Source organism: Xanthomonas cannabis, from assembly GCF_040616535.1.
Classification (GTDB): domain Bacteria; phylum Pseudomonadota; class Gammaproteobacteria; order Xanthomonadales; family Xanthomonadaceae; genus Xanthomonas; species Xanthomonas cannabis.
This window is the reverse complement of record NZ_CP136580.1, coordinates 1,120,454-1,146,790: the sequence shown is the minus strand read 5'-3', so window position 1 is coordinate 1,146,790 and position 26,337 is coordinate 1,120,454. Positions and strand designations below refer to the sequence as shown.

The 26,337-nt window shown below is 66.9% G+C and carries 26 protein-coding genes; 15 read left to right on the top strand and 11 right to left on the bottom strand.

Annotated elements, in window-relative coordinates:
• Nucleotides 1-109: 109 nt before the first annotated feature.
• The 3 genes from RZV17_RS04805 to sufT all read right to left on the bottom strand — a co-directional run bounded on the left by RZV17_RS04805 (nucleotide 110) and on the right by sufT (nucleotide 3,867).
• Nucleotides 110-1,849 (bottom strand): S8 family peptidase, encoded by a 1,740-nt coding sequence (locus RZV17_RS04805; protein ID WP_355607644.1) that lies wholly within the window; start codon nucleotides 1,847-1,849, stop codon nucleotides 110-112.
• 313 nt (nucleotides 1,850-2,162) lie between these two features.
• On the bottom strand, nucleotides 2,163-3,248 hold the full coding sequence (locus RZV17_RS04800; protein ID WP_039410064.1) for a branched-chain amino acid aminotransferase: 1,086 nt from the start codon (nucleotides 3,246-3,248) through the stop codon (nucleotides 2,163-2,165).
• 64 nt (nucleotides 3,249-3,312) lie between these two features.
• On the bottom strand, nucleotides 3,313-3,867 hold the full coding sequence (gene sufT / locus RZV17_RS04795) for a putative Fe-S cluster assembly protein SufT (RefSeq protein ID WP_064508622.1): 555 nt from the start codon (nucleotides 3,865-3,867) through the stop codon (nucleotides 3,313-3,315).
• Between the two features lie 186 nt (nucleotides 3,868-4,053).
• Here sufT and RZV17_RS04790 point away from each other — a divergent pair, with 186 nt between their 5' ends.
• Nucleotides 4,054-4,473, top strand: a complete 420-nt coding sequence (locus RZV17_RS04790) for a hypothetical protein (RefSeq protein WP_184376228.1) — start codon at nucleotides 4,054-4,056, stop codon at nucleotides 4,471-4,473.
• A 636-nt stretch (nucleotides 4,474-5,109) separates the two neighbouring features.
• On the opposite strand, the gene RZV17_RS04785 is transcribed toward RZV17_RS04790, so the two are convergent.
• Entirely contained in the window at nucleotides 5,110-6,567 is a 1,458-nt protein-coding gene (locus tag RZV17_RS04785; RefSeq protein WP_355607640.1) for an NAD(P)(+) transhydrogenase (Re/Si-specific) subunit beta, read from the bottom strand.
• Nucleotides 6,564-6,869 carry an NAD(P) transhydrogenase subunit alpha gene (locus RZV17_RS04780; RefSeq protein ID WP_179457004.1) on the bottom strand — a complete coding sequence of 102 codons (306 nt, stop codon included), beginning with the start codon at nucleotides 6,867-6,869 and terminating at the stop codon, nucleotides 6,564-6,566. Before RZV17_RS04780 ends, RZV17_RS04785 begins: the two co-directional genes overlap by 4 nt.
• 112 nt (nucleotides 6,870-6,981) lie before the next feature.
• Here RZV17_RS04780 and RZV17_RS04775 point away from each other — a divergent pair, with 112 nt between their 5' ends.
• From RZV17_RS04775 to RZV17_RS04765, 3 genes are read left to right on the top strand one after another with little or no spacing between them, the layout of a single operon-like run.
• Nucleotides 6,982-7,545, top strand: coding sequence for an RNA polymerase sigma factor (locus tag RZV17_RS04775; RefSeq protein ID WP_179457026.1), 564 nt, complete (start codon nucleotides 6,982-6,984; stop codon nucleotides 7,543-7,545).
• The gene (locus RZV17_RS04770) at nucleotides 7,542-7,889 is read left to right on the top strand and encodes a hypothetical protein (protein WP_047695353.1); all 348 of its coding nucleotides are present in this window, start codon (nucleotides 7,542-7,544) and stop codon (nucleotides 7,887-7,889) included. Before RZV17_RS04775 ends, RZV17_RS04770 begins: the two co-directional genes overlap by 4 nt.
• 5 nt (nucleotides 7,890-7,894) lie before the next feature.
• The gene (locus RZV17_RS04765; RefSeq protein WP_039410082.1) at nucleotides 7,895-8,380 is read left to right on the top strand and encodes a DUF3106 domain-containing protein; all 486 of its coding nucleotides are present in this window, start codon (nucleotides 7,895-7,897) and stop codon (nucleotides 8,378-8,380) included.
• Between the two features lie 187 nt (nucleotides 8,381-8,567).
• Here the strand turns inward: RZV17_RS04765 and RZV17_RS04760 are convergent, their stop codons facing one another.
• Nucleotides 8,568-9,659, bottom strand: coding sequence for an NAD(P) transhydrogenase subunit alpha (locus RZV17_RS04760; RefSeq protein ID WP_166752391.1), 1,092 nt, complete (start codon nucleotides 9,657-9,659; stop codon nucleotides 8,568-8,570).
• A gap of 137 nt (nucleotides 9,660-9,796) precedes the next feature.
• Nucleotides 9,797-10,396, bottom strand: a complete 600-nt coding sequence (locus tag RZV17_RS04755; protein WP_166743973.1) for a TetR/AcrR family transcriptional regulator — start codon at nucleotides 10,394-10,396, stop codon at nucleotides 9,797-9,799.
• A gap of 126 nt (nucleotides 10,397-10,522) precedes the next feature.
• On the opposite strand from RZV17_RS04755, the gene RZV17_RS04750 reads away from it, so the two are divergent.
• Nucleotides 10,523-11,386, top strand: coding sequence for an alpha/beta fold hydrolase (locus tag RZV17_RS04750; protein ID WP_355607634.1), 864 nt, complete (start codon nucleotides 10,523-10,525; stop codon nucleotides 11,384-11,386).
• A 161-nt stretch (nucleotides 11,387-11,547) separates the two neighbouring features.
• Here the strand turns inward: RZV17_RS04750 and RZV17_RS04745 are convergent, their stop codons facing one another.
• Nucleotides 11,548-13,902: a DUF1631 domain-containing protein gene (locus tag RZV17_RS04745; RefSeq protein ID WP_104580884.1), complete on the bottom strand. Its 2,355-nt coding sequence runs from the start codon at nucleotides 13,900-13,902 to the stop codon at nucleotides 11,548-11,550.
• Between the two features lie 222 nt (nucleotides 13,903-14,124).
• Nucleotides 14,125-14,364, bottom strand: coding sequence for a hypothetical protein (locus tag RZV17_RS04740; RefSeq protein ID WP_355607631.1), 240 nt, complete (start codon nucleotides 14,362-14,364; stop codon nucleotides 14,125-14,127).
• Between the two features lie 61 nt (nucleotides 14,365-14,425).
• Here RZV17_RS04740 and RZV17_RS04735 point away from each other — a divergent pair, with 61 nt between their 5' ends.
• The 4 genes from RZV17_RS04735 to RZV17_RS04720 are packed head-to-tail and all read left to right on the top strand — an operon-like array spanning nucleotide 14,426 to nucleotide 17,310.
• Entirely contained in the window at nucleotides 14,426-15,001 is a 576-nt protein-coding gene (locus RZV17_RS04735) for a nitroreductase (protein ID WP_104580886.1), read from the top strand.
• Nucleotides 14,998-15,984, top strand: coding sequence for a 5'-3' exonuclease H3TH domain-containing protein (locus RZV17_RS04730; protein ID WP_039566787.1), 987 nt, complete (start codon nucleotides 14,998-15,000; stop codon nucleotides 15,982-15,984). Before RZV17_RS04735 ends, RZV17_RS04730 begins: the two co-directional genes overlap by 4 nt.
• A complete protein-coding gene (locus tag RZV17_RS04725; protein ID WP_166743971.1) occupies nucleotides 15,981-16,532 on the top strand; it encodes an NUDIX hydrolase in 552 nt (183 codons plus the stop codon). The genes RZV17_RS04730 and RZV17_RS04725 overlap by 4 nt, the downstream gene beginning before the upstream one ends.
• Nucleotides 16,513-17,310 carry an N-formylglutamate amidohydrolase gene (locus RZV17_RS04720; protein ID WP_355607628.1) on the top strand — a complete coding sequence of 266 codons (798 nt, stop codon included), beginning with the start codon at nucleotides 16,513-16,515 and terminating at the stop codon, nucleotides 17,308-17,310. Before RZV17_RS04725 ends, RZV17_RS04720 begins: the two co-directional genes overlap by 20 nt.
• A 190-nt stretch (nucleotides 17,311-17,500) precedes the next feature.
• Here the strand turns inward: RZV17_RS04720 and pip are convergent, their stop codons facing one another.
• Both pip and prmC read right to left on the bottom strand, forming a co-directional pair.
• A complete protein-coding gene (pip, locus tag RZV17_RS04715; RefSeq protein WP_355607625.1) occupies nucleotides 17,501-18,442 on the bottom strand; it encodes a prolyl aminopeptidase in 942 nt (313 codons plus the stop codon).
• Nucleotides 18,443-18,576: 134 nt separating this feature from the next.
• Complete coding sequence (prmC, locus tag RZV17_RS04710; RefSeq protein WP_184371836.1) at nucleotides 18,577-19,431, bottom strand: peptide chain release factor N(5)-glutamine methyltransferase; 855 nt, start codon at nucleotides 19,429-19,431, stop codon at nucleotides 18,577-18,579.
• A gap of 204 nt (nucleotides 19,432-19,635) precedes the next feature.
• On the opposite strand from prmC, the gene ahpC reads away from it, so the two are divergent.
• The 6 genes from ahpC (at nucleotide 19,636) to RZV17_RS04680 (ending at nucleotide 25,962) form a co-directional block, all read left to right on the top strand.
• On the top strand, nucleotides 19,636-20,199 hold the full coding sequence (gene ahpC / locus RZV17_RS04705) for an alkyl hydroperoxide reductase subunit C (protein WP_355607621.1): 564 nt from the start codon (nucleotides 19,636-19,638) through the stop codon (nucleotides 20,197-20,199).
• Between the two features lie 213 nt (nucleotides 20,200-20,412).
• Nucleotides 20,413-22,005: an alkyl hydroperoxide reductase subunit F gene (ahpF, locus tag RZV17_RS04700; RefSeq protein WP_355607618.1), complete on the top strand. Its 1,593-nt coding sequence runs from the start codon at nucleotides 20,413-20,415 to the stop codon at nucleotides 22,003-22,005.
• A gap of 91 nt (nucleotides 22,006-22,096) precedes the next feature.
• A complete protein-coding gene (locus tag RZV17_RS04695; RefSeq protein WP_039410005.1) occupies nucleotides 22,097-23,038 on the top strand; it encodes a LysR substrate-binding domain-containing protein in 942 nt (313 codons plus the stop codon).
• 544 nt (nucleotides 23,039-23,582) lie between these two features.
• Nucleotides 23,583-24,023 (top strand): nucleoside diphosphate kinase regulator, encoded by a 441-nt coding sequence (rnk, locus tag RZV17_RS04690; protein WP_039410079.1) that lies wholly within the window; start codon nucleotides 23,583-23,585, stop codon nucleotides 24,021-24,023.
• A 51-nt stretch (nucleotides 24,024-24,074) separates the two neighbouring features.
• Nucleotides 24,075-25,043 (top strand): transaldolase, encoded by a 969-nt coding sequence (gene tal / locus RZV17_RS04685; protein WP_184552726.1) that lies wholly within the window; start codon nucleotides 24,075-24,077, stop codon nucleotides 25,041-25,043.
• Nucleotides 25,044-25,392: 349 nt separating this feature from the next.
• Entirely contained in the window at nucleotides 25,393-25,962 is a 570-nt protein-coding gene (locus RZV17_RS04680) for a type 1 glutamine amidotransferase family protein (RefSeq protein WP_039409999.1), read from the top strand.
• Nucleotides 25,963-26,337: the final 375 nt, after the last annotated feature.

The following is a 26,337-nucleotide window of genomic DNA, read 5'->3' as shown; positions in this document are numbered from 1 at the left end:
CCGGCCGAACTGGCAGACGTGGGCGAGACATCGCAGATGAGGTGAGGCGCCGCCGGCGCGACTGCCGGCACGTGACCGGCAGCGCCACGCGGCGTCGAACAACCGGGCCCTAGTAGCTGGCCCTCAGGGTCACGCCGGAGAACGTGCTGTACGCCTTGACCCGCACGTAATAGGTTCCCGACGGCGCGGTGATGCTGCAGGTTTCCGCATTGCCACTGCGGTAGGGCCGGCAGGTGTAGGTGGTGTCGGTCGGTGCACTGCCGGCACGCACGTACAGGTCGGCATCGCCGCTGCCGCCGCTGATCGCCACGGTGAGCGTGCCGCTGCCCGCCGGCACCGCGATGGTGTAGTTCAGCTCTGCACCGGTGGCCGCGCCCAGGCCGGTCACCGGCGTGCCATTGCTCAGCGTGTTGCCACCGCCGCCACCGCCGCCCCCATTGCTGCCGCTGATCGCGGCCGTGACCGCGGCATCGGCGTTGACGATGCCGGCGCCGCAGCCACCGGAGCAGGCGCCCGGCAATGCCCGGGCCGTATTCTTCAGCAAGGTTTCCACGGCGGCAGGCGTCAGCGGCGACGGGGCCGCCGATTGCACCAGCGCCACCACGCCGGCCACATGCGGCGACGCCATCGAGGTGCCGTTGTAGGACGCGTAGCTGGCGCTGCCCGGCGTGGTAGTGCCGCTATTGAGCGTGGACAGGATGGCCGAACCCGGCGCTGACACGTCGATGCCGGTGCCGAAGTTGGAATAGCTGGCCTTGGCGCCGGCCGAGGTGGTGGCCGCTACCGCGATCACGTTGGCGCAGTTGGCCGGCAGCGAACCGGACACGTTGGCCGAGCTGTTGCCGGCCGCCACCACCACCGTGGTCCCGCGCGAGACCGCACCGCTGATTGCGTTCTGCATCGTGGTCGAGCAGGTACCGCCGCCGCCGAGCGACATGTTGATCACTTCGGCCGGATTGGCATTGGCCGGGACGCCGCTGACGCTGCCGCCGGACGACCAGACGATGGCGTCGGCAATGTCCGACAGCGACCCGCCGCAGCGGCCCAGCACACGCACCGGCACCACTTTGGCGTTGAACGCGGTGCCGGCCACGCCGGTGGTGTTGTTGGTCACTGCCGCCACCGTGCCGGCGACGTGAGTACCATGCCAGCTGGAATCGGACACCGCGCAACCGCTGATGCCGCCGGGATTCCAGTCGCCTTCGTCGGCTGGATTGCTGTCGCGGCCATTGCCGTCACGCGCGGTGGCGGCATCGCTGATGAAGTCGTAGCCCGGCAGGATGTTCGCGTCGAGGTCGGGGTGGCTGACGATCCCGGTATCGATGACGGCCACTACCACGTTGGTTCCGGTGGACTTGTCCCACGCCGAGCGGATATTGAGGCCGGCATTGGTCGTGCCGAAGGCCCACTGCTCGGACAACCGGGTGTCGTTCGGGGTCAGCGCGGCGTGCAGGATCTGATCTACTTCCACGCTCTGCACGTTCGGGTCGGCGGCCAGCTGGCGCATCAGCGTCTCGGCTTCGGCACGGTCCAGCGCGCGGTCGGCCTGGATCAGCTCCGGCCCCACTGCTAGGCGGCGCACCGAATTGAGACCCAGCGCCCTGCCCGCCTTGGCCGGTACCGCGCGGGCGGCGGCGCGCAGCGAACTGGTCAACACGCTTGGACTGGCCAGGGCATTGCTGCCGTCCTTGTAGGTGACGATGAATTTCTGGTGGGTCTGGGCGGTGGCAAGGCCATCCAGATAGACCTCGCCGGCGAACGCAGGCGTTGCCAGCAACAGCGAGGTCAGCGCGGTTGCGCGCATGACGATGAGTGCGCGAGGACGCTTGCGAGAGGACGCGTTCGACATTGAATTCCCTTCCAAATCAAAGAGAACCGCCTGAGCGGTGTTATCCGGCGCCGCCTTCCATCGGTCAGCACCGAGTCCCCGGAACGATCCCCTGTTACCGATCCGTTCAGCGAACCTACCCCGGTGCAACCAAACTGGACAATACAAGATCGACACTTTTGAAACTTAAATATCAGTTTTGTGACAACGATCAGCTTTGTTCAGTCCGCTTCGCACAGTTTTTTGACCGGTCACGGCGCATTTGCTGCAGAGCAGGCCAAAAAAAACCCCCGTGCTGACACACGAGGGCCATTTTTTGACGATGTATGGCGGCTTATGACAAACGCACCAGCCAACCGTGACGATCCGGCACGCGGCCGTATTGGATGTCGGTCAACTCCTGGCGCAGCGACATGGTGACCTCGCCCGCCGGTGCGGACAGATCACCTACCGCAAATCCGTCGCCCTTGAGCTCGCCGATCGGGGTCACCACCGCCGCGGTGCCGCAAGCGAACACCTCGGTGATCTCGCCGGAGGCCACGCCCTGCTTCCACTCGTCGATGGCCACCTTGCGCTCGATCACCTGCATGCCGCGGTCGCGCGCCAGTTGCAGGATGCTGTCGCGGGTGATGCCTTCCAGGATGCTGCCGGACAGTTCCGGCGTCACCAGGCTGCCGTCCTTGTAGACCAGGAACACGTTCATGCCGCCCAGCTCTTCGATGTACTTGCCTTCCACCGGGTCCAGGAACAGCACCTGCGAGCAGCCCTGCGCATAGGCTTTTTGCTGCGGCAGCAGCGAGGCAGCGTAGTTGCCGCCGCACTTGGCCGCGCCGGTGCCGCCCTTGGCCGCACGCGCGTAGTCGGTGGACAACCAGATCGACACCGGCGCCACACCCTTGGCGAAGTAAGGGCCAGCCGGGCTGGCGATCACGTAGTACGAGGCCTTGTGGGCCGCACGCACGCCCAAAAACGCCTCATCGGCGATCATGAAGGGGCGGAAATACAGGCTGGTTTCCGGTGCCGACGGCACCCAGCCGGCGTCCACCGCCACCAGCTGGCGCAGCGATTCGACGAACAGGTCCACCGGCAATTCCGGCAGTGCCAGACGGCGCGCAGAGCGCTGCAGGCGCTCGCCGTTGGCCTGCGGGCGGAAGGTCCAGATCGAGCCGTCGGCATGCCGGTAGGCCTTGATGCCCTCGAAGATCTCCTGGCCGTAATGCAGCACCGACGCCGCAGGATCCAGCTGCAGCGGGCCGTACGCGCGCACCTGCGCGTCATGCCAGCCCTGCTCGTTGTTCCAGGAAATGGCGACCATGTGGTCGGTGAAATGCAGCCCGAAACCGGGCGCGGCCAGGATCACGGACAGTTCGTCGGCGCTGCGCGGCGACGGGGAACGGGTGGAAGCGAAGGACACGGACACCGGGAGATTCCTGTATGGCGGGCGAAAGGACGCGGCGCCACATCGTGGACATGGCGCGTGACGATCAGAGCATGCCGGTCTCGAGACGGGCCGCTTCGGACATCATATGCCGGCCCCATGGCGGGTCGAACACCAGCTCGACATCGGCTTCGGCAATGGTCGGAATCATTTCAACCTTGCTGCGCACGTCGTCGACCAGGATCTCGCCCATGCCGCAACCGGGCGCGGTGAGCGTCATCTTGACGTCCACACGGCGCTGATTGTCTTCTTCGCGATGGCTGACCACGGCCTCGTAGACCAGGCCCAGGTCGACGATGTTGAACGGGATTTCCGGGTCGAAACAGGTGCGCAGCTGCTGCCACACCAGGGCTTCGACCTCCTCGTCGCTGGCGTTGTCGGGCAATTCCAGCCCGGGCGGGGCCTCCTTGCCGATCGCATCGCCATCCTTGCCGGCAATGCGGAACAGATTGCCCTCGACAAAGACGGTGTAGCTGCCACCCAGGGCTTGGGTGATATAGCCGTAACTGCCTGCGGGCAGGGTCACCGAATCACCCTGCGGCACCATGACGGCATCGCAATCGCGTTCGAATTGGACGGGTTCGCTGCTACGGGAATACATGGGCTGGATATGGGGCCGCGCAGGACGCGCGCAAGTCGGCCATTCTAGCCGACCGCGACGGCATCGCCGCCGCACGCAGCGCCCGTCAGCGACGACGCTGCATTCCATCCGCCGCACCGTGGGGGCGAGGCATGCAGCGCAGAGGCCGGCCCGCGTTCTATCATGTGCGCACTGTCAGGAGCTCCAATGCCGCCCACCACCGCGTCCGCCAGAACCGCCCACTGGCTCTGGCCCCCGCTCCTGCTGCTGGGATGCGTCACCGCCCTCATCGCCTGGCTCCTCATCGCACTCGCGCTCGGCAACCAGGCCGGCTGGATGGCGGTGGTGGCAGCGCTGGAGATCGCCTGGATGCTGCGCCTTGGCACCTTGCACGCCGGCCGGCTGCGCATCGGTGTCGCCGTCGTCACGACAGCATTGATCATCGTCGGCGCCAACTGGGGGATCGCCTCGGCCCAACTGGGCGGACCGCTCGGCCTGGACCCATGGACCTCGGCACAGAAGATGGGCACCGGCCTGGCCTGGACCCTGTTGCAACTGGCCAACAACGGCTTTGATCTGCTGTGCTACGTCGCCGCGCTATTCGTTGCGTGGTGGGCCGCGCGCTGAGTCGGGCGCGTTTGGCGCAGGGATGGTTGGTACACAGAGTTTTCGACAAGGCCAACAATCAACGCCCTGGCGCGTTGTCCTCCCTCTTCAATAAAACCACCAGCAAACCCTCTGTGCGGTGTCCTCATCGCGCATTCGATGTCGTCGTGTTTGCTGCAGGGCCCTCGCCCGCCCACCATCGCGGGACACGCCGTGAATCCGTCCCTGGAGGCTCTGGCGCGGCATCCATGCCGCTCAAGGTCCCGCGACGGTGGGCGGGCAAGGACCAGTCGAGATAGTCGGTCTACATGGATTTCAACAGCGACTAGCAAGCTGCAACGCGGTGTCTTTGCTTTTCAACAAAACCACCAGCCAACTGTCTGGCGCGGTGCCCTCGCCGATTGCGGGACCGTTGGCGGCATGGATGCCGCCACCGAGCCTCCAGGGACGGATTAACGGCGTGTCCCGCGAGCGTTGAGGGCGCCGCGCCCTCGACGGTGGTCGGTGCGTAAAGCTTTCCAAAAGCAATCAGCGACGTGATGCCTTCGTTCTTCAAAAAAAAGGCTCTGCGGTGCGGTGATTTCGTCATCGCGCGCGAACACAGCCGCCCTCATCAACCAGTGTGGAAGAGAGGCTCGGCTGACAAGACCCACGCCCTCAATGCCCGCCGCCATCCAGCGCCTTCAACTCGCTGACCAGGGCACCGGCCGCCTCCGCTCCATCGCCGTACAACATGCGCGTGTTGTCGGCGTAGAACAGCGCATTCTCGATACCGGCAAAGCCCGTGCCCTTGCCGCGCTTGATGACCACCGTGTTCTTCGAATTGACCACGTCCAGGATCGGCATGCCGTAAATCGGGCTGGCCGGGTCGGTCTTTGCGACCGGATTGACCACGTCGTTGGCGCCGATCACCAACGCCACATCGGTGCTGGCGAATTCGGGATTGATGTCGTCCATGTCGGCGATCAGGTCGTACGGCACGCCGGCTTCGGCCAGCAGCACGTTCATGTGCCCGGGCATGCGTCCGGCTACCGGATGGATCGCAAACTTCACCTTGACCCCGCGTGCGATCAGGCGCTGCGCCAGCTCCCAGATCTTGTGCTGCGCCTGTGCCACTGCCATGCCGTAGCCGGGCACGATCACCACCCGCTCGGCGAATGCCATCATCGCGGCCACATCGCCGGCCTCGATCGGCTTCTGTGCGCCGCTGATCTCCTGCGTCTGCCCGCCGCCACCGAAGTTGGAAAACAGCACGCCGCTGATCGGACGATTCATCGCCCTGGCCATCAGGCGCGTCAGCAGGATGCCGGCCGCACCCACCATCATGCCGGCGATGATCAACGCCTCGTTGCCCAGTACATAGCCCTCGAAGGCCACCGCCAGCCCGGTGAAGGCGTTATAGAGCGAGATCACCACCGGCATGTCGGCGCCGCCGATCGGCAGCGTCATCAGCACGCCCAGCGCCAGCGCCAGCACGAAGAAGGCGATGATCGCCAGCGACTGCAGGCTGCTCGCTGCCCAGATGCCGAGCGCCAGCACCGCCACTGCCACCACCAGATTGAATGCCTGCTGGCCGGGGAAGGTCACCCGGCGGTCGAGCCGGCCGTCCAGCTTGGCCCAGGCGATGATCGAGCCGGACAGCGACACCGCGCCGATCGCCGAGCCGACTACCGCCAGCGCCACGGTGGTGGCATCCGGCCGCCGCGCCGCCAGCTCGGCAATGGCCTGCGCGCTCCAGTGCGCAGTGTCGCGGTTGGCAAGGAAGGAAAACCGCAGCAGCTCCACTGCGCCGATCGCCGCCGCCGAGCCGCCGCCCATGCCGTTGTACAGCGCCACCATCTGCGGCATGTCGGTGATGGCCACCTTCTTGGCCGACCACCACGCCACCCCGGTGCCGATCGCCAGTGCCGCCAGGATCAGCGGCACGTTGTGCAGTTCGGGAAGGAAGAACGTGGCCACGGTGGCGATCAGCATGCCCAGCCCGGCCCAGCGGATGCCGCTGCGCGCGGTCACTGGCGAGGCCATGCGCTGCAGGCCGAGCAGAAACAGTGTGGCGGCGATCAGATAGCTGGACTTGACCAGCCAGTCCAGCAGCTCGGCAGTGGTGACGGTCATGGCTCCTCCCTGGCCGCCGGCTTCTTGCTGGCCCTGAACATGTCCAGCATCCGCTCGGTCACCACGTAGCCGCCGGCCGCGTTGCCCGCGCCCAGCACCACGGCGACAAACCCCAGCGCCTTTTCCAGCGTGGTATCGGCATGGCCCAGCACCACCATCGCCCCGATCAGCACGATGCCGTGGATGAAGTTGGACCCCGACATCAGTGGCGTATGCAGGATCACCGGCACCCGCGCGATGATCACGTGGCCGGCGATGGCCGCCAGCATGAAGATGTACAGCGCTACGAACCCGTCGCTCATGGTCTTTCGCTCCACTGGCCGGTGCGGCCCGCCGATCATACCCATGCATCGGCGTGTCAACCGAATCGGCGCCCGGCCGTTGACGTCGTATCGTCTTCGCGGAAGCTACGCTGTGCTGGTGGGAACCCCTCTCGATCCGCAGCCTGTTGCACCGGCCGCTGCCGTCCCCGTGTCGCTGGATGCATTTCTGGCCGGCATCGGCCCGCGCGCGTTCCGCTTTGCCGAGGCCGGTTTGCGTCACCGTGAAGACGCGCTGGATGCCGTGCAGGACGCCATGGTGAAGCTGCTCGGCTACCGCGAGCGGCCCGCAGAAGAATGGACGCCGTTGTTCTGGAGCATCCTGCGCAGCCGCATCATCGACCTGCAGCGCCGCCGCACGTTCCGCCTGAAGTTCTGGGCACCGGCCGAGCGCGCCGATGACGAAGGCCCCATCGACTGGGCCGACCCGGGCATCGGCCCGGTCGGCGAGCAACAACACCAGCAGGCCTACCAGCGCTTGGTCGATGCGCTGCGCTCGCTGCCGGCACGCCAGCGCGAAGCGTTCACGCTGCGCGTACTGGAAGACCTGGACGTGGCCACCACCGCCAAGGCCATGGGCTGCTCCGAAGGCTCGGTCAAAACCCACCTGTCGCGTGCCCGCGACGCGTTGCAAAAACAGTTCGAGGATTTCCTGTGAACCGCTCCCACGATCCGGCCCAGTTGGATGCGCAGCTACGCCAACTGCACGCCACCGCGCTCGCCCAGCTGCCCCCGCAGACCCTGGCGCGCCTGCGCCAGGCACGCCAGGCGCCGGCCGCGCGCATGCGCCGTGGCCATTGGTTGCTGGCCACCGCCTGTTCGGCCTTGCTGGCTGTCGGCATCGGCCTGCAGATGCGGCCCAGCGACACGGCCCCGGCAGGCGCGGCGCCAACCCAGGCGGTAGCCGGCAACACCGCTAGCACCGACACCGACGACCTGCTGACCCAGAACCCCGACCTGTACGTCTGGCTCGGGTCCGACACCGCCCTGGCCATGGAATGAGCACGATGACCCGCACGACCCGCCTATTGTTGACCCTGTTGCTGTGCGCCGGGCCGTGCGCCCTGGCGCTGGCCCAGGACCGCCCACCGGGACCGCCGGGCCCGCCCATGGACGGGCCTGGCCCCCGCGGCCAGGGCCCGCGCGACGAGACCCCGATGCCCGAATGGGACCGCCTGACCCAGCAGCAGCGCCAGGTATTGATCGATGCGCTGCGCGAGCGCTGGAACGACGTGCCCGAAGAACGCCCGCGCATGTACCGGCACGCCCGACGCTGGCTGGACATGACGCCCGAGCAGCGCAAGCAGGCCAAGGCCGGCATGGACCGCTTCCGCAACATGAGTCCGGAGCAGCGCCGCGAAGCCAAGGCCTTGTTCGACCGCATGCGCACGCTCAACCCGCAACAACGCGACGCGCTGCAACAGCGCTGGCAGAAGATGAGCCCGGCCGAACGCAGTACCTGGCTGCGCGAGCACCCGCCAACCGACGACTGACGGCAGCGCCGCCGCGGCGAGCGCCGCACGCCATCGCACGGGTGCATCCCGGGCGCAGGTGGACGTGCGTGCGGCCACCGCAGGAGCGCGCTGGCGCGCGATGGAGCGTTACCGATGAAGCTCCATCGCGCGCCAGCGCGCTCCTACCCGGAACCGCCGACGCACAAGGCGCATGGACTCGGCGGGGCTATGCAGTCGATGTCGCCGACCAGCGTGTCCTGGCCAGCAGTTCGTCGTCCCAATCGAACGACAGCGCGCCATCCTTGATCAGCAGTGCGGCGAAGGCATACACGTTGCGCGCGAACATCTCGCTGGCATGCACTGCGCCCTGGCTGGCCAGATCGAGCGGGCCGGCGATGACCACCCCGTCGAGATCATAGGTGTCGCCCGGACGGGTGGCCGCGCAATTGCCGCCGGTTTCTGCGGCCAGATCCACGATCACGCTACCGGCGCGCATGTCGCGTGCCATCTCCATGGTCAGGATTTTCGGCGCCGGGCGCCCGGGCACGGCGGCCGTGCAGACCACCACGTCCACGCCCTTCAGATGCTCGGCCAGACGGCGCTGCTGTTCGGCGCGTTCGTCGTCGGTGAGCTGACGCGCATAGCCACCCTCGCCGGCGGCGCTGACGCCCAGATCCAGGAAGCGTGCGCCCAGCGAGGCGATCTGCTCGCGCGTTTCCGGGCGGACATCGAACCCTTCCACCTGCGCGCCCAGCCGCTTGGCCGTGGCGATCGCCTGCAAGCCGGCCACCCCCGCACCGATCACCAGCACCTTGCACGGCCGCATGGTGCCGGCCGCGGTGGTCAGCATCGGAAAGAAACGCGGCGCCAGTTGCGCGGCGATCAAGACCGCCTTGTAGCCGGCCATGCCGGCCTGCGAGCTCAACACGTCCATCGATTGCGCGCGCGTGGTGCGCGGCAGGCGTTCCAGCGGAAATGCAATCACCTCGCGCTCGGAAAGGGCCTGCGCGCGTGCAGGGTCGGCATCGGGCGAGAGCATGCCGATCAGCACCGTGTGCGGTTTGCATTGCAGCAGGACATCGGTCGGCGGCGCCTGCACGCACACCACGACATCCGCCTGGCCGAGCGTCTGCGCGTTGGCCAGCTGCGCACCGGCCTGCAGATACGCCGCATCGTCCATGCTGCTGGCGCGGCCGGCATCCGGCTCGATCCACACGCCGGCGCCAAGCGCGACCAGCTTCCTGACCGTTTCGGGCGTTGCGGCCACGCGGCGTTCGCCAGCGGCCCGTTCTTTCAGCACCAGCACCTGCACAGCCATGGGTTGCTCCGGTCTTGCGCCCAGTCGGGGCGATGCTAGCAGAGCGCGGCACCGCTGCCGGCCGTGCCAACCGATACGCGGCGGATGCAGCCATGCCCGGGCACGCCGCCCGAGCGGTCGAGCAGTCGAGCGCGTCGTCAGGGGTCGAGCACGGCGTGCAGCAGCGGCGCAAACACCACCTCGGGCGCAAAGGCCAGCAACGCCGTGTGCTTGCGGTCGATCGCCAGCGAGGCATAGCCGTGCACCGCGCTCCAGGCCAGCAGCGTGCGTTGCTGCAGCACGTCGGTGGCCGGGGCGTGGCCGTGGCGGGCGATCCACTGCGTCCGCACCGTCTCGCGCAGGCTCGCCATCGCCGCGTCGCTGGCCTGCACCAGCCGCGGCAGGCTGCGCGAACACACCTCCAGCCCGAGCATCAGCCGAAACTGCTGCGGGTAGTCGAGCGCGAAGCGCACATAGCCCAACCCACAGCCCAGCAACGGGTCGGCCAGTTCCCGCTGGGCGGTGAGGATGCAGGCGAGCATGCGCTCGTAGCCGTCGGCCGCCAGCTCCGCCAGCAACCCGTCCAGCGAACCGAAGTGATGCGCCGGGGCCGCGTGCGAGACACCGGCGCGGCGTGCGCATTCGCGCAGGGTCAGCCCGCGCACGCCGGATTCGCCCAGCAGTTCCCAGCCGGCCCGGCGCAATGCAGCCGGCAGGTCGCCATGGTGATAGGCAGCAGGAGCGTCGGGGCGCGACATGGCGGCTTCGCTTTTCGGGATTCCAGTGGAGCAGATCATCTTGACGCTGACAAGATACAACCGCAGACTCGCTGCATCTTGGCATCGACAAGATGCAATCCGCCCGACTCCACAAGGATCCCGCTCATGCGCGCGCCCATTGCCAAACTGCGTCTACGCATGCTTCGCGGTGTGCTGGCTGCCGCCAGCCGCCTGGCCCCCGGTCCGACCGGGCGCTATCTGGCGCGCCGCTTCGTGACACCTTCCAGCGCAGGGCGCCGGCAGGCGGAGGCCATTGCAGCGACCTTGACCGACGTGCACCGCCAGACGCTGCACATCGACGGGTTCGACATCGCGGTGTACCAGTGGGGCGACCTGAGCGAACAGCCGTATGTGCTGCTGTCGCACGGCTGGTCCAGTTACGGGCTGCGCTTTGCCGCATGGGTGCCGCAGCTGCGCGCGCTCGGCTATGCGGTGCTGGCGTTCGATCAGGCCGCGCATGGGCTGAGCACCGGCAAGATCAGCAACATGCCGCATTTCGTGCAGGTGCTGCGCCAGATCGGCAGCCGCTTCGGTCGCCCTGCCGTCTTCATCGGGCACTCGATCGGCGCGGCAGCGGCCGTGTTTGCCAACGAGCCGGCATGGCAGCCCGAGCGCTACGTGCTGATCGCGCCGCTGGTCGAACCCGGTGGTAGCGCGCATCGTCAGTTCCGCGCCTCCGCGATCGCGCCTGCGGCATTTGCACCGTTCGAAAACTGGCTTTGCCAGCTCACCGGCCTGCGTTTTGCCGATCTCGACGCGAGCCTGCATCTGCCGCAGTTCGATCGCCCGGCACTGGTCATCCACGACCGCCGCGATCGCGAAACGCCTTGGGACGAAGGCGCGCGCTTTGCCGCCCTGTGGCCGGGCGCGCAGCTGTTCAGTACCGAAGGCCTGGGCCACAATCGTCTGGTCGATCATGCCTCGGTGATGGCGCGGGCATTGGAGTTCATCGGGCCGGCATCGCGGTAAGCGCGCCGGCATTGCGTTGCACGCGTTCGCGTCGCCGGTGCCATGACGGTGCCACTGTTGCGCGATGACACGCCGCTTGCGCGCACCGCGCGGCCCGGCAAGAAACGCACCCGCGCCCGTTCTGATCCACCACGCTGACGCAGCGGCGCGAAGAGCGCCGCTCAGTGCACCGTGCTGTTGTTATGCAGCGGATCCAGCCGGTCGATCACGCCCTGCATCGCGCTGTCGAACGCGCCATCATTGATGTGCTCGCGCAGGCGGCCCAGCCGCACCATCACCGCCAGTTCTTCCGGCGAGGCAACGCAGAAGCGCACGCCACGCCGGTTGACGAACAGCAACCGCTGCGAAATCGGGCTCACCCAGGACAGCTTGCCGGCCTGCACCTTGCCGTCCTTGTCGACGAAATCCAGCCAGGTCCCGATATCCATCGCACGGAAGCGCTCGGCATCGGCGCTGTCGATGCTCTGCGCCACGGCATCGGCACCGAGTACCACGCTGACACTCTCGGCCGCCGGTGGCGGCAGATTGACCTGCGGCAGTTCCGGCAAGGCCTTTTCCAGCTCCGGGCGTGCTTCGGCGATTGCCTGCAAGGTGTCGTGCAGCGCGGTGATGGCCACCACCACCGCATCGCCATGCAGACCGACGCTGGCGAAGACGCGGTGCAGGGCCGGTTGCCAGACCTGCAGCCAGGGCTTGCCGATGATGTGCCGGCGCGCCTCGCCCAGTTCTTCCAGCACGCCGTCGGCCAGCGCCAGCGCCTCCACGGTGCCGGGACCTTCGTCGCCGTCGCGCAGGATGGCCATGGTCAGATGGTGCAGCCACGGCTGGCGCAGGAAGTCTTCCAGTGCCTTGGGCAACGGCGCACCGGCCTGCACGCGCTGCTCCATTTCCGCCAGCGCGCGGGTACGCGCCAGCTCGAGTTTTTCCTGCCCGCGCTGGGTCTCGGTGGCGCGGCGCTCGGCAATTTCCACACGGCGCCGATGCTGAGACAGGAAATCGCGGAATTCTTCTTCCAGGGTCAGGAAGATCGCCAGGTTCTCGTTGAACTCGGCCACCAGGCGATCGACGATTTCTTCGACCTTGCCCATCAGCACGCGTTCGGCGGCGCTGTCGCCGTTGTTGCCTTCGCAGGCCTCGGCCAGCGAATTGAGCAGACGCCGCGCCGGGTGGGTCTTCTGCACGAACATCTTGCGGTCCAGCAGCGCCACCTTGACGAACGGCACCACCAGGCGGCCGATCATTTCGCGCGAGCGGCTTTCCAGATCGCGCTCGTCCAGCATCACGTCGAACAGCATGCCGACCAGATCGATCGCATCTTCGTCCATCGGGTCGAGTTTTGCGGTGGCCGGGTCCACGCCCAGCCGCGTGGCGCTGTTGAGCACCTCGTTCTTCAACCGCTGCGCGAGCGACTCGTTGTCGTCGCCGATCGCTGCCTGCAACGTCGCGCTCGGCGTCGCCTGCAGCAACGACAGCACCGACATCATTTCGCGCTGGCTCAACGGCCGTTGCTGGCCCACCGCCACCGACGCGGCAGAGGCGGCGTTGTCGCGCACGTTGCGGGTCTGCTGCAACAACTCGTGCAACGCATCCAGCAGCATGCCCTGGCTGCCGCCCGGATGATCGGCGTCGCCCTCCATGCCACCGCCGGCACCGTCGGCATGACCACGCTGTGCGGCCGCCTGCATGCGACCGCGGCTATGCGCCCAGCGGTCCAGGAAGCGGTTGGCCCAGGCGGGCGCGTACTGGTCGTTCTGATCGTCGCCGCCCATCTCGACGTTACCGCCCTGCGCCTCGGCCTGTGCGCGCTCTTCCGGGGTCTCCCCGCGTGACGGCATGCGCGGCGGCGGGCGCTTGGGCTGGGACATTTCCGGCATCACGCCGGCCTTGGCCAGCGTCTCGTCCAGACGGGCGTACAGCTTGCCGATCGGCTCGGCCAGGTCGCGTTCGCACAGCTTGATCAGGACCAGACGCACTTCCGGCGCCAGATCGCAGGTGGCAAAGGCCTCGTGGATCGCCACGCCCAGGTGTTCGGGACCGATCGGGTTGGTGTCGGCCACCAGTTCCAGGCCACCGGCGATCCAGCCCAGCCGGCGGTCCACCCGCGACAGCACCTGCTTGAAATCGCGCAGCAGCACTGTCGCCAGATTGCGGACCGCCAGCCGCGATTCGAGCACGTGCTCGGGCACCAGGCTCAGCGGACCGGTGCCCATGTCGCCGGCCAGCACCACTTCGGCCGACAACGGCGTGCCCAGTACCAGCGCCTGCCAGCCGTCTTCCAGCTGCTGGCGGAATTGCGTGGCCACGTCCTCACGCCTGCGGCGCAGCTCGCGCATGCCATCGAGAAACAGCAACTGTGACGCGCCCGCAGACTCGGCGCGATCGAACAGGACATCATCGAAATGTGCAACTGCAGCTGCAAACACCTGCACGAGCGCGGGCACGAATACGTCGTGCGCCTGTTCGAGCAAGCGTTGGTCACGGCCCGGATGTCCCGACGGACTGGGCTGAAAAGTCATGCGCAAAGGCTCCCCGCCTCTGCAGGCGTGAAAATATTCAAACGAGGAAAAACAGACGCGGCCCCAAATTCCGCCCCCGCATGGTAGGCGTTTCGCTCGTTTGTTAAATGTGACGCTATTCTCACTTTACTCGTGACCGCCCAGGGTTTGCGTGTCAAGCCGACATCCTAGCCCGCAACGCTGCGGTGGAGCCTGCCGTCACCCGTTATACGCCTGCGGGGGTTAAGGCTTCAGCTTGACGGACGCGTCCAGACCGTCGACCACGCCCTGCATCACACCGTAGAAGGCGTGGTCCTCGGTAAACGCCTCGGACAGCGGGATCAGCACGATGTCGCAGACCTGATCGAGCGGGTGCGGTTGCGGCCGGGCTGCGGGCCGGTGGCAGCGAACCGGGTCATCGAGCCACCCAGGAGAGGGGCATGAGGTGACCACGCTGCGGGCATCGACCCTGCCGGCCAGCATGCGGCGGGCGTTGGGAAGGGCCCGTCTATAATCGCCTGCCCGTCGCCCAGAACCGCAACTTATGCACGCACCGTATTCGCTACAGGCGCTGGACGCGCGTCGCTCGGTCCCGTCCAAACAGCTGGGTGAGCCCGGGCCGGATGAAGACACCTTGCTGCGCATGCTGACATCGGCCGTGCGCGTGCCCGACCACGGCAAGCTGGTGCCGTTCCGCTTCCTGCGCATCAGTGGCGAGGCACGGCATGCGCTGGGCGACTTCCTGGCCGAGCGCACCCAGGCTGCCGATCCGCTGGCGCCGCCGGCGGTGGTGGAGAAGGACCGCAACCGCTTCAGCGACGCTCCGCTGGTGATCGTGGTGATTGCCGCGCTGCGTCCCGGGCACAAGGTCCCCGAGCAGGAACAACTGCTGACCGCCGGCTGCGTGTGTTTCGCGCTGCTGCAGGCTGCGCAGGCACACGGCTTCGGCGCACAGTGGCTGAGCGGCTGGATGGCCTACGACCCAGCGGTCATCGGCTATCTCGGCCTGGAAGAACACGAACGCGTTGCCGGTTTCATCCATATCGGCACGCCACGCATGCAGGTGCCCGAGCGCGAGCGCCCGGACCCGCGCACCTTGCTGCGCGACTGGACCCCATGAGCAGCCTGCCCGGTGCGATTGCCGCGGCGCTGCCGGGCGGGCCACGTCCGCAGCCGCTGTACCTGATCGATGCCAGCCTGTACGTCTTTCGCGCCTGGCACTCGATCCCGGACGAGTTTCAGGATGCACAAGGCTGGCCGACCAACGCGGTGCACGGGTTTGCGCGTTTCTTGCTGGACCTGCTCGAACGCGAGCGCCCGCACCACATCACCATCGCCTTCGACGAGGCGTTGGACAGCTGCTTCCGGCATGCGATCTACCCGGCCTACAAGGGCAACCGCGAGCCGGCGCCGGATGCGTTGCGTCGCCAGTTCGCGCATTGCAAGGCGCTATGCGCCGCACTGGGCCTGAGCGTGCTGGCGCATCGCGACTACGAGGCCGACGATCTGATCGGCAGCGCCCTGCACAGCGTGCGTGCACAGGGGCTGCGCGGTGTCATCGTGTCGGCCGACAAGGATCTGTCGCAATTGCTGTTCGAACACGACGAACAGTGGGATTACGCACGCAACCTGCGTTGGGGCATGGACGGGGTCAAGGCACGGCATGGCGTGCATGCGCACCAGATCGCCGACTACCTGGCGCTGTGCGGCGACGCGATCGACAACATCCCCGGCATCACCGGGATCGGCGCCAAATCGGCCGCCGTGCTGCTGGCGCATTTCGGCAGCCTGGACGCACTGCTGGAGCGCATCGACGAGATCCCGTTCCTGCGCTTGCGCGGCGCCGCGCAGATGGCGGTGCGGTTGCGCGAACAGCGCGAGCACGCATTGCTGTGGCGCCAGCTCACCACCATCGCGCTGGACGCGCCGCTTGACCTGACCGACGCCGGTTTCACGCGCGCGCACGCCGACGCGGACATGCTGATCGGGCTGTGCGACAGCCTGCGCTTCGGCCCGCTCACACGCCGGCGGCTGCTGGCCGTGTGCGACGGCGCCGCACTCCCCCCTCCTCCTGCCTCCCTGTCTCAAGGCATCTCCCCATGAACCGACACGACACCCCGCCCACCGTGGTCTACGAAGGCAAGTACCAGCGCATGGTCGTGCGTGGCACCTGGGAATATTCAGAGCGCGTGCATGCCGGCGGCCTGGCCGCGATCATCGTGGCGGTGACGCCGGACGATGCGATGTTGTTCGTCGAACAATTCCGCGTGCCGCTGCAGGCGCGCACGATCGAAATGCCGGCCGGGCTGGTGGGCGATGTGCATGCGGGCGAGTCGATCGAGCTGTCGGCGATCCGCGAACTGGAAGAAGAAACCGGCTGGACCGCCGAGCATGCCGAAGTGCTGATGATCGGCCCCACCTCGGCCGGTGCCAGCAGCGAGAAGATCGCCTTCGTGCGCGCCACCGGGCTGAGCAGAGTCGGCGCCGGCGGCGGCGACGACAGCGAAGACATCACCGTGCACGAGATTCCGCGCGCGCAGGTCGGCACCTGGCTGGTGCAGAAGATGGCCGAGGGCTACCAGATGGACCCCAAGCTGTGGGCCGGCCTGTACCTGGTCGATCACGCACTGGATGGCACCCCGCGTGGCTGACGCTGTCGTCGCTCCCTTGCTTGGCCCCGACGATCCGGCACCGTTTACCGTGCACAACACGCAGGCGGCCTCGCCATGGCTGTTGATCGCCGACCACGCCGGCCAGCGCGTGCCGGCACGGCTGGCCAATCTGGGCCTGCCGCAGTTTGAGCTGGACCGCCATATCGGCTGGGATATCGGCATTGCGCAGGTCACGCAGCTGTTGGCCGATGCGCTGGACGCCGTTGCCATCGCCCAGACCTATTCGCGGCTGGTGGTCGACTGCAACCGCCCGCACGCGTCCGCCACCCTGATGCCCGAGGTGAGCGACGGCACATCGATTCCCGGCAATCTGCAGCTGTCGGCCGAGGCGCGGCGGCAGCGCATCGACGAGATCTTCGCGCCGTACCACGCACGCATCGCGGCGGAGCTGGAGACCCGTGCGCAGCGCCAGCAACCGACCTTGCTGGTGTCGATGCACAGCTTCACCCCGATCATGGCCGGCCATGCGCGACCCTGGCATGCCGGGGTGCTGTACAACCGCGACACCCGGCTGGCGCATCGCCTGTTGCAGGCGTTGCGTGCCGAACCGGATCTGGTGGTCGGCGACAACCAGCCCTATGCGGTCAGCGATGCCAGCGACTATGCGATTCCGGTGTATGGCGAAGGCCGCGGCCTGCCGCATGTGGAGCTGGAGATCCGCCAGGACCTGATCGCCGATGCGGCCGGGCAACACGCATGGGCACAGCGCCTGGCACGTATCCTGCCGCCATTGGCACAGGCATTGCTGCTGCCCTGAAACCGGCAATCACTGTCGGCAATTACTGTAGGAGCGCGCTTGCGCGCGATGAGGCGTTACCGATAACGCTCCATCGCGCGCAAGCGCGCTCCTACCGGGTGTTGAGGCTTTAACGGTAACGCCTCATCGCGCGCAAGCGCGCTCCTACGGGTCATGCGAAAGCATGACCCGGCCGCCCTGACGTCGTCGCTCAGGCAAACCCATCGGTGGCACGCACCAGGGCATCGACGTTTTCCGGCTCGAATGCCGAATGCCCGGAGGCCGGGCTGATCTGCAGCTGCGCCTTCGGCCACACCTTGTGCAGGTCCCAGGCGCTTTGCAACGGGCAGACCACGTCGTAGCGGCCGTGCACGATCACGCCGGGGATGTCGGCGATGCGGTGCGCATCGCGCAGCAGCTGGCCTTCGACCTCGAAGAAGCCGTTGTTGACGAAGTAGTGGTTCTCGATGCGCGCGAACGCCAGCGCAAAGTGCGCGTCCTCGTGCCCGGTGACGAAGTCCTCGTCCACGTGCAGGAAGCTGGTGGCGCCTTCCCACACGCTCCAGGCCTTGGCCGCGGCCAGGCGCGTGGCTTCGTCGTCGCTGGTCAGGCGGCGATGGAAGGCCGCGATCAGATCGCCGCACTCTGCGGTCGGGATCGCATTGACGTAGTGCTCCCAGGCATCCGGGAACAGGCGGCTGGCGCCCTCCTGGTAAAACCACTCCAGCTCGAAGCGGCGTAGCAGGAAGATGCCGCGCAGCACCAGCTCGGTGACCTGCTGCGGATGGGTCTGCGCATAGGCCAGCGCCAGCGTCGAGCCCCAGCTGCCGCCGAACACCTGCCAGCGGTCGATGCCCAGGTGCGTGCGCAGGCGCTCGATGTCGGCGACCAGATCCCAGGTGGTGTTGTCGGTGAGGTCTGCATGCGGGGTGGAGCGCCCCGAGCCACGCTGGTCGAACAGCACGATGCGGTACTTGGCCGGGTCATGGAAGCGCCGCATCTTGGCATTGCAGCCGCCACCCGGGCCGCCGTGCAGCATGACCACCGGCTTGCCCTGCGGGTTGCCGCACTGCTCGAAATACAGCGTGTGGCGGTCATCGACCTTCAGGCTGCCCTGCTCGTAGGGCGTGATCTCGGGATAGAGCGTGCGCATGCGTCGGTCCTGGGCGAAAACGCATAGTGTATCGACCGGCGACACCGCTACCGCCTGCCCCTTCCTGTAGCGCAGCGCCGCTGCGCATGCCGGCGCAGAGCGGCCGGTGTTGAGCACTGTGGCGGCAACGCGGCTCAGCGCGTGGCGGCTGCCTCCCAGCGGCCAAGGGTCACCCGGTCGCGCTGTTCCAGGTCCTGATGCGTGGCCACCTGCGCAAACCCCTGCGCGCGCAGCAGCTCGGCCACCGCCGCGCCCTGGTCCCAGCCATGCTCGAGCAGCAGCCAGCCGCCGGTACGCAGATGGCCGGGCGCCTGCGCCACGATCAACCGGATGTCATCCAGCCCGTCCCTGCCGGAGGCCAGTGCGCTGGCCGGTTCATGGCGCAGGTCGCCCTGTTCCAGATGCGGGTCGCCGGCCGCGATGTACGGCGGGTTGCTGGCGATCAGGTCGAACTGCTCGCCGGTCAGCGGCGCAAACCAGCTGCCGTGTCGGCAGTGCACGTTCGATAGGCGATGCCTGTCGGCATTGCGCCGGGCGATGGCGAGCGCGGCCGCACTGGCATCGGTGGCGACCACCGCGGTCTGCGGCCGCTCGCTGGCGATCGCCAGTGCGATGGCACCGCTGCCGGTGCCCAGGTCGACGACGCGTCGGCCGGGCGCGTGGTCCAGCCGTTCCAGCGCCAGCTCCACCAGGGTCTCGGTGTCGGCGCGCGGGATCAGCGTCGCCGGCGAGACCTCCAGATCCAGCGTCCAGAACCCGCGCGAGCCGGTCAGATACGCCACCGGTTCACCGGCCTGACGCCGCTGCACCAGCACGTCGAAGGCAGCGGCGACGGCGCGGGGCACCGGGTCGCGGCCATGGGCGAAGAGCCAGGCGCGGTCGCGGCCCAGCGCGTGCAATAGCAGGGGTTCGGCATCGCCGCGCTCGATCCGCGCCGCCGCCAGCCGCAGCAGCTGTTCGCCGGACAGGGCAGCAGGATCGTGGCTCATACGGATCGTTCACTCATGCGAAACATCGGCTGACCATTATCGGAGATGGAGCATCGCCGCTGCAGCACCAGACGCCGTCTGCAAAATCGATAGCCAAAAACTATCTATCCAATTCCATCAATCGATTTGAGGAATCTATCGATCCTGCCTACCATGGCGACTGTTCCATCCCCCGCCCCCCCTTTCATCGCACGAGGAAACTCAATGTCTCTCATCAACACTCAGGTCCAGCCGTTCAAGGCGAATGCGTACCACAACGGCAACTTCATCGAAGTCACCGAGGCCAACCTGAAGGGCAAGTGGTCGGTGCTGATCTTCATGCCGGCCGCGTTCACCTTCAACTGCCCGACCGAAGTGGAAGACGCCGCCGATAACTATGCCGCCTTCCAGAAGGCTGGCGCCGAGGTCTACATCGTCACCACAGACACGCACTTCTCGCACAAGGTGTGGCACGAAACCTCCCCGGCCGTGGGCAAGGCGCAGTTCCCGTTGATCGGCGACCCGACCCACAAGCTGACCCGCGCGTTCGGCGTGCACATTGAAGAAGAAGGCCTGGCTCTGCGCGGCACCTTCATCATCAATCCGGAAGGCGTGATCAAGACCCTGGAAATCCACGACAACTCCATCGCCCGCGACGTCACCGAGACGCTGCGCAAGCTCACCGCAGCGCAGTTCGTGGCCAACAATCCTGGCCAGGTCTGCCCGGCCAAGTGGAAGGAAGGCGCCAAGACCCTGGCTCCGTCGCTGGACCTGGTCGGCAAGATCTAAGCCGGCTGTCACCTCCGACCTGTCATCAGGTCGGAGCATCTCCGGCCCGCACGGGCCGGAGGTGAACCGGAGCCGGTGCCGGGCTGCCCGCCAGCCATCGCCAGCACGCACTCCGACCTTGCGCCGGCTGCGGTTCACCTCCTTCCTCTCCCGGCGACCTGCCCTAGCGCAGCGACGCCACGCCCTCCCCTTGCCCATTCCCAGGAGTTCCCCATGTTGGATGCCAACCTCAAGACCCAGCTGACCGCCTACCTGGAACGGGTCACGCGGCCAATCCAGATCAATGCGTCCATCGACGACAGCCCGGCTGCGCGCGAGATGCTCGACCTGCTCGAAGACCTGGTGCTGCTCTCGGACAAGATCAGCCTGGACATTCACCGCGACGACAACCAGCGCAAGCCGTCGTTCGCGCTGACCACGCCGGGCCAGGACATCTCGCTGCGCTTTGCCGGCCTGCCGATGGGCCACGAGTTCACCTCGCTGGTGCTGGCGCTGCTGCAGGTGGGCGGCCACCCGTCCAAGGCCACTGCCGAGCTGATCGAGCAGGTGCAGCACCTGGACGGCGATTACCAGTTCGAAACCTATTTCTCGCTGTCGTGCCAGAACTGCCCGGACGTGGTGCAGGCGCTGAACCTGGCCGCCGTGCTCAATCCCCGCATCAAGCATGTCGCCATCGATGGCGCGCTGTTCCAGGATGAGGTCGAAACCCGCCAGATCATGTCGGTGCCGACGGTGTACTTGAACGGCGAACTGTTCGACCAGGGCCGCATGACGCTGGAGCAGATCGTCGCCAAGCTCGATACCAATGCCGCCAAGCGCGATGCCGCAAAAATCGCCGCCAAGGATGCCTTCGACGTGCTGGTGGTGGGCGGTGGCCCGGCCGGCTCGGCAGCGGCAGTGTATGCCGCACGCAAGGGCATCCGCACCGGCGTGGCCGCCGAACGCTTCGGCGGGCAGGTGCTGGACACCATGTCGATCGAAAACTTCATCTCCGTGCCGGAAACCGAAGGCCCGAAGATGGCCGCCGCGCTGGAGCAGCACGTGCGCCAGTACGACGTGGACATCATGAACCTGCAGCGTGCCGAGCAATTGGTGCCGGCCGGTGCCGATGGCCTGATCGAAATCAAGCTGGCCAATGGCGCCTCGCTCAAGAGCAAGACCGTGATCCTGTCCACCGGTGCGCGCTGGAGGCAGATGAACGTGCCGGGCGAGGACCAGTACAAGAACAAGGGCGTGGCCTATTGCCCGCATTGCGACGGCCCGCTGTTCAAGGGCAAGCGCGTGGCGGTGATCGGCGGCGGCAACTCCGGTGTGGAAGCGGCGATCGATCTGGCCGGCATCGTGGCGCATGTCACGCTGATGGAATTCGACGACAAGCTGCGCGCCGACGAGGTGCTGCAACGCAAGCTGCGCAGCCTGCACAACGTGCGCATCATCACCAGTGCGCAGACCACCGAAGTGCTGGGCGACGGGCAGAAGGTCACCGGACTGGTCTACACCGACCGCACCGGCGGCGACAGCCAGCATGTGGAACTGGAAGGCGTGTTCGTGCAGATCGGCCTGCTGCCCAACACCGAGTTCCTGCGTGGCACGGTGGAGCTGTCTCCGCGCGGCGAGATCATCGTCGATGACCGTGGCCAGACCAGCGTGCCGGGCGTGTTCGCCGCCGGCGACGCCACCACGGTGCCGTACAAGCAGATCGTGATCGCGATGGGCGAAGGTTCCAAGGCCGCCCTGAGCGCATTTGATTACCTGATCCGCTCCAGCGCCCCGGTCAGCCCCGAGAACGTCGCGCAGGCCGCATAAGCGCAGCGACCGCCAACGCCCGGCCCGGCCGGGCGCTAAGCTGGCTGTACGCGTCCGTCGTCCATCGTCAACGCCATGAGGGCTGCTGCACATGAATCTGCGTGACCTGAAATATCTGGTAGCCCTGGCCGACCACAAGCACTTCGGTCGTGCTGCGACGGCATGTTTCGTCAGCCAGCCGACGCTGTCCACCCAGATCAAGAAACTCGAAGACGAGCTCGGCGTGTCGCTGGTGGAACGCGCGCCGCGCAAGGTCATGCTGACCCCGGCCGGCCGGGAAGCTGCCGTGCGTGCGCGCAGCATCGTGGCCGAGGTCGAACAGATGAAGGAAGCCGCACGGCGCAGCCAGGACCCGGAAGCGGGCACCGTGCGGCTGGGCATCTTTCCCACCCTGGCACCGTACCTGTTGCCGCATGTGGTGCCGCGCATCCGCGAGCGGTTTCCGCGCCTGGAACTGCTGTTGATCGAAGAGAAAAGCGATCAACTGATGCATCAGCTGCGCGAAGGGCGGCTGGACGCTGCCTTGCTGGCGCTGCCGTTGCAGGACGACCAGCTGCATGCCGAATTCCTGTTCGAAGAACCCTTCGTACTGGCCGTGCCGGAAGGCCACCCGCTGTCGCGCCATGACAGCATGACCCTGGACGATCTGTCCGAGCAGCGCCTGTTGCTTTTGGAAGACGGCCATTGCCTGCGCGAGCAGGCACTGGATGTCTGCCACCTGGCCGGCGCGCTGGAGAAATCCGAATTCCAGGCCACCAGCCTCGAAACCCTGCGCCAGATGGTGGCGGCCAATGTCGGCGTGACCTTGCTGCCGCTGCTGGCGGTCAAGCCGCCGGTGGCGCGTTCGGACAACATCCGTCTGATCCGTTTCCGCGAAGACAAGCAGCCCAGCCGCCGGATCGCGATGGCATGGCGTCGTAGCTCGGCCATGACCGGGTTTCTGGAGCAACTGTCGCAGTTGTTCAAGGAACTGCCCGACACCCTGTTTGCGCTGGATCAGCCTGCGACAGGGCCGAAGGCAGTGGCTGCCTGATGGCGGGGATTCGGGATTCGGGATTCGGGATTCGGGATTTCGGGAATCGGGAATCGGGAATCGGGAATCGGGAATCGGGAAAGCGTAGCGCGGTTGCGGTCGCTTTTATCTCCGGGTGGAGTTTGAATTGGGCGGCGCGCGAGCGTCGCTTTTTGTTTGCCTGTGTGCGCAGCACTCTTGCCTGACGGTTAGCTGCGCATCAACTCGCCGCTGCGTGCTGGGCTGGCTGGAGCCGGCAGCCCGGCCAGCCCGCCCACGCGATTTGCAAACGGCGTCTTGATTCGTTTGCTTGGGCCTCGGAGCGCGGCGTTTGCAGCATGCGTCGGCAGAGCGGGCTCGTCCAACAGCAGCTGTCATGCCCTGCCCCTGCGTCTAGTTCATCTGGAACACTTGCTCGCTGCACCAGGCCTGCAGCGCCTGCCTGGCGGCGCGTGCCGGTGCCTTGGGTCCTCAACACGTCCATGCATTGCGATCAGCCGCCGGCGCCCTCATCTTGTCAGTGCCGCTTGCCATGACGGCGAGCCGTTTCTGCCAGGAGATCGCCATGACTTCGCAACACCACAGCGGCTTGCCGCCGTCCATCCTTGTGTCCAGCCACGACCTCGCCCGGCTTGAGGCGTTGCTCGATTCGCCCGCCTTCCACAAGCATCCCGCCGCCACCGCGCTGAGCGACGAACTGGGCCGCGCCCGTGTGCTGCCGCCCGATCAGATTCCTGGCGATGTCGTCACCATGCACTCCCGCATCGACTGCGAAGATGAGCTGCATGGCGAACGACATACGCTCACCCTGGTGTACCCGCACGAGGCCGATGTCCAGCACAGCCGCATCTCGGTGCTTGCGCCGGTCGGCAGTGCCCTGCTTGGCCTGTCGGTCGGCCAGAGCATCGACTGGCGCACGCCCGACGGGCGCAACCTGCGCCTGCGCGTGACCGCCGTGCACGATCAACCCGCCGTTGCGGGCGACTTCCAGCGCGCGGCGCGCTAACGTAGCGCGCTGCGTCATCCCCGACCCGTTCCACGATTCGAGAGAACCCGCATGACTGCATCCCCCTCCAAGCTTGCCCAACTGCGTGAGCTGTCCGTTGTTGTCGCCGACACCGGCGATTACGACGCCATCAAGCGCCTGAAGCCGGTCGATTGCACCACCAACCCCACCCTGGTCAAGAAGGCGCTGGACCTGCCGGTCTATGCCGACCTGATCGAACGCGAGCTGGCCTGGGGCCGCGAGCACGGCGGCGAAGACCGCACTGCCACCGTCAACGAAGTCGCCGACCGCCTGACCATCGGCGTGGGCGTCAAGCTGGCCGAACTGGTGCCGGGGCGCGTGTCCACCGAAGTCGACGCCGATCTGGCGCACGATACCCAGGCCACCATCGCCAAGGCGCGCAAGTTCATTGCGATGTACGCCGAGCGCGGCGTGTCCAAGGACAAGATCCTGATCAAGATCGCCGCGACCTGGGAAGGCATCGAAGCCGCCCGTCAGCTGCAGAAGGAAGGCATCGACTGCAACCTGACGCTGATTTTCAACCGCTCGCAGGCACTGGCCTGTGCAGAGGCCGGCGTGTTCCTGATCTCCCCGTTCGTGGGCCGGATCCTGGATTACTACGTCGCCCAGGGCCAGACCCCGGCCACGATCGATGAAGATCCGGGCGTGGTGTTCGTCCGCACCGTCTACAACGAGTTCAAGCAGCGCGGCTCGTCCACCGTGGTGATGGGGGCCTCGTTCCGCTCCACCGCCCAGATCGAAGCCCTGGCCGGTTGCGACCGCCTGACCATTTCGCCGGACCTGCTGGAAAAGCTCGACGCCGAACACGGCGAGCTGCCGCGCAAGCTCTCGCCGGCCGAAGCCAACGACGCGCAGATCACCCCGATCGACAGCGACAGCTTTGCCACCGATCTGGCGGCCGATGCGATGGCCACCGAAAAGCTCGCCGGCGGCATCGACACGTTTGCCAAGGATCTGCAGGCCCTGCGCAAGACCATCGCCGACAAGCTCGCCGGCTGATAGCGGCAGGGTGCTTCTGCGATACGACGTCCGCAGCCCGATGGCTGCGGGCGTTGTCGTTTGTGGAGGTGGCAGCAACATCGCCTGCCACCGAGGCACAGCGATGGATGCGACACCGTGGCGCCTTCCATCCTCGACCGCGCGCCATTCGCGCAGGCCTCAAGCCCCGTATCGGCAGTGCCACGACAGCTGCGACCTTGCGCTCTTGGCCACTGCATACACCCTGGCCCGGTGGGTAACGCGCCACATGATTGCCGAGCACGGCCCGCCACTGCTCTCCACACGCCGCTTACACCCGCCACGCGCGCACTGCCTAGAATCCGGATTCCCTCAACTGGCGTAACGGACAATGGCAAACATTGCAGTGGTGATGGTCGACGGCGTCGCCGATTGGGAAATCGGCGTGGTGCTACCGGCGGCACGCGAATGGTTCGGCGACCAGGTCGCCATCGCCAGCATCGACGGGCAACCGGTACAGTCCATCGGCGGCCTGCGCATCACGCCGGAATTTGCGCTGTCCGATCTGGCGCCGCTTGAGGCCGATCTGTGGATTCTGCCCGGCAGCGAACGCTGGCAAGCCGGCGAGATTCCCGGCCTGAGCGGCCTGCTGGTCGAGCGCGTGCAGCAACAGCGCCCGGTCGCGGCCATCTGCGGCGCCACCATTGCCCTGGCCTATGCCGGCCTGCTCGATGAGCGCGCGCACACCAGCAACGCGCTGGCGTTCCTGCAGGAACACGTCGTGCCATATGCGGGCGCAGCGCACTACCGCCATGAAAAGGTCGTCAGCGCCGATGGCGTCATTACCGCCCCGGGCACCAGCCCGGTGGGCTTCGCCCTGGCGTGCATGCGCTTGCTGCATCCGGAGCGCACCGACACGTTGGCGCAGTTGCGCGGCATGTTTGCCGGCGAATTCGTGTGATCCAGCGGATCCAGGCGCGCACGGCTGATGCTCGGCATCGATGCGCCGTGCCGATGCACTGAACCCGGTCGACGCACCGTTGGCTGCAGCGATTCACCAGCAGTGATTCGCCACCGAGTCGTTGCAGCGAGTGCATCCACCTTCTGCATCGCTCGCCGCAGCAACTCACCAATACTGATTGCGGCACAGCTTCGCCAGCCGATTCGCTGTTCACACACACGGCGCCATCGCCAGCCCGTATTGCGAACACCACCCAAAAAAAGATGGCCACGTCGTCTCCGACGTAGCCATTCAAGTTGCCTGGCATGCACTCCCATGCGCTGCCTGATCGTGATGACGCTGCCGGTCACTGTCGGCCATCGGCGCACTGCCACG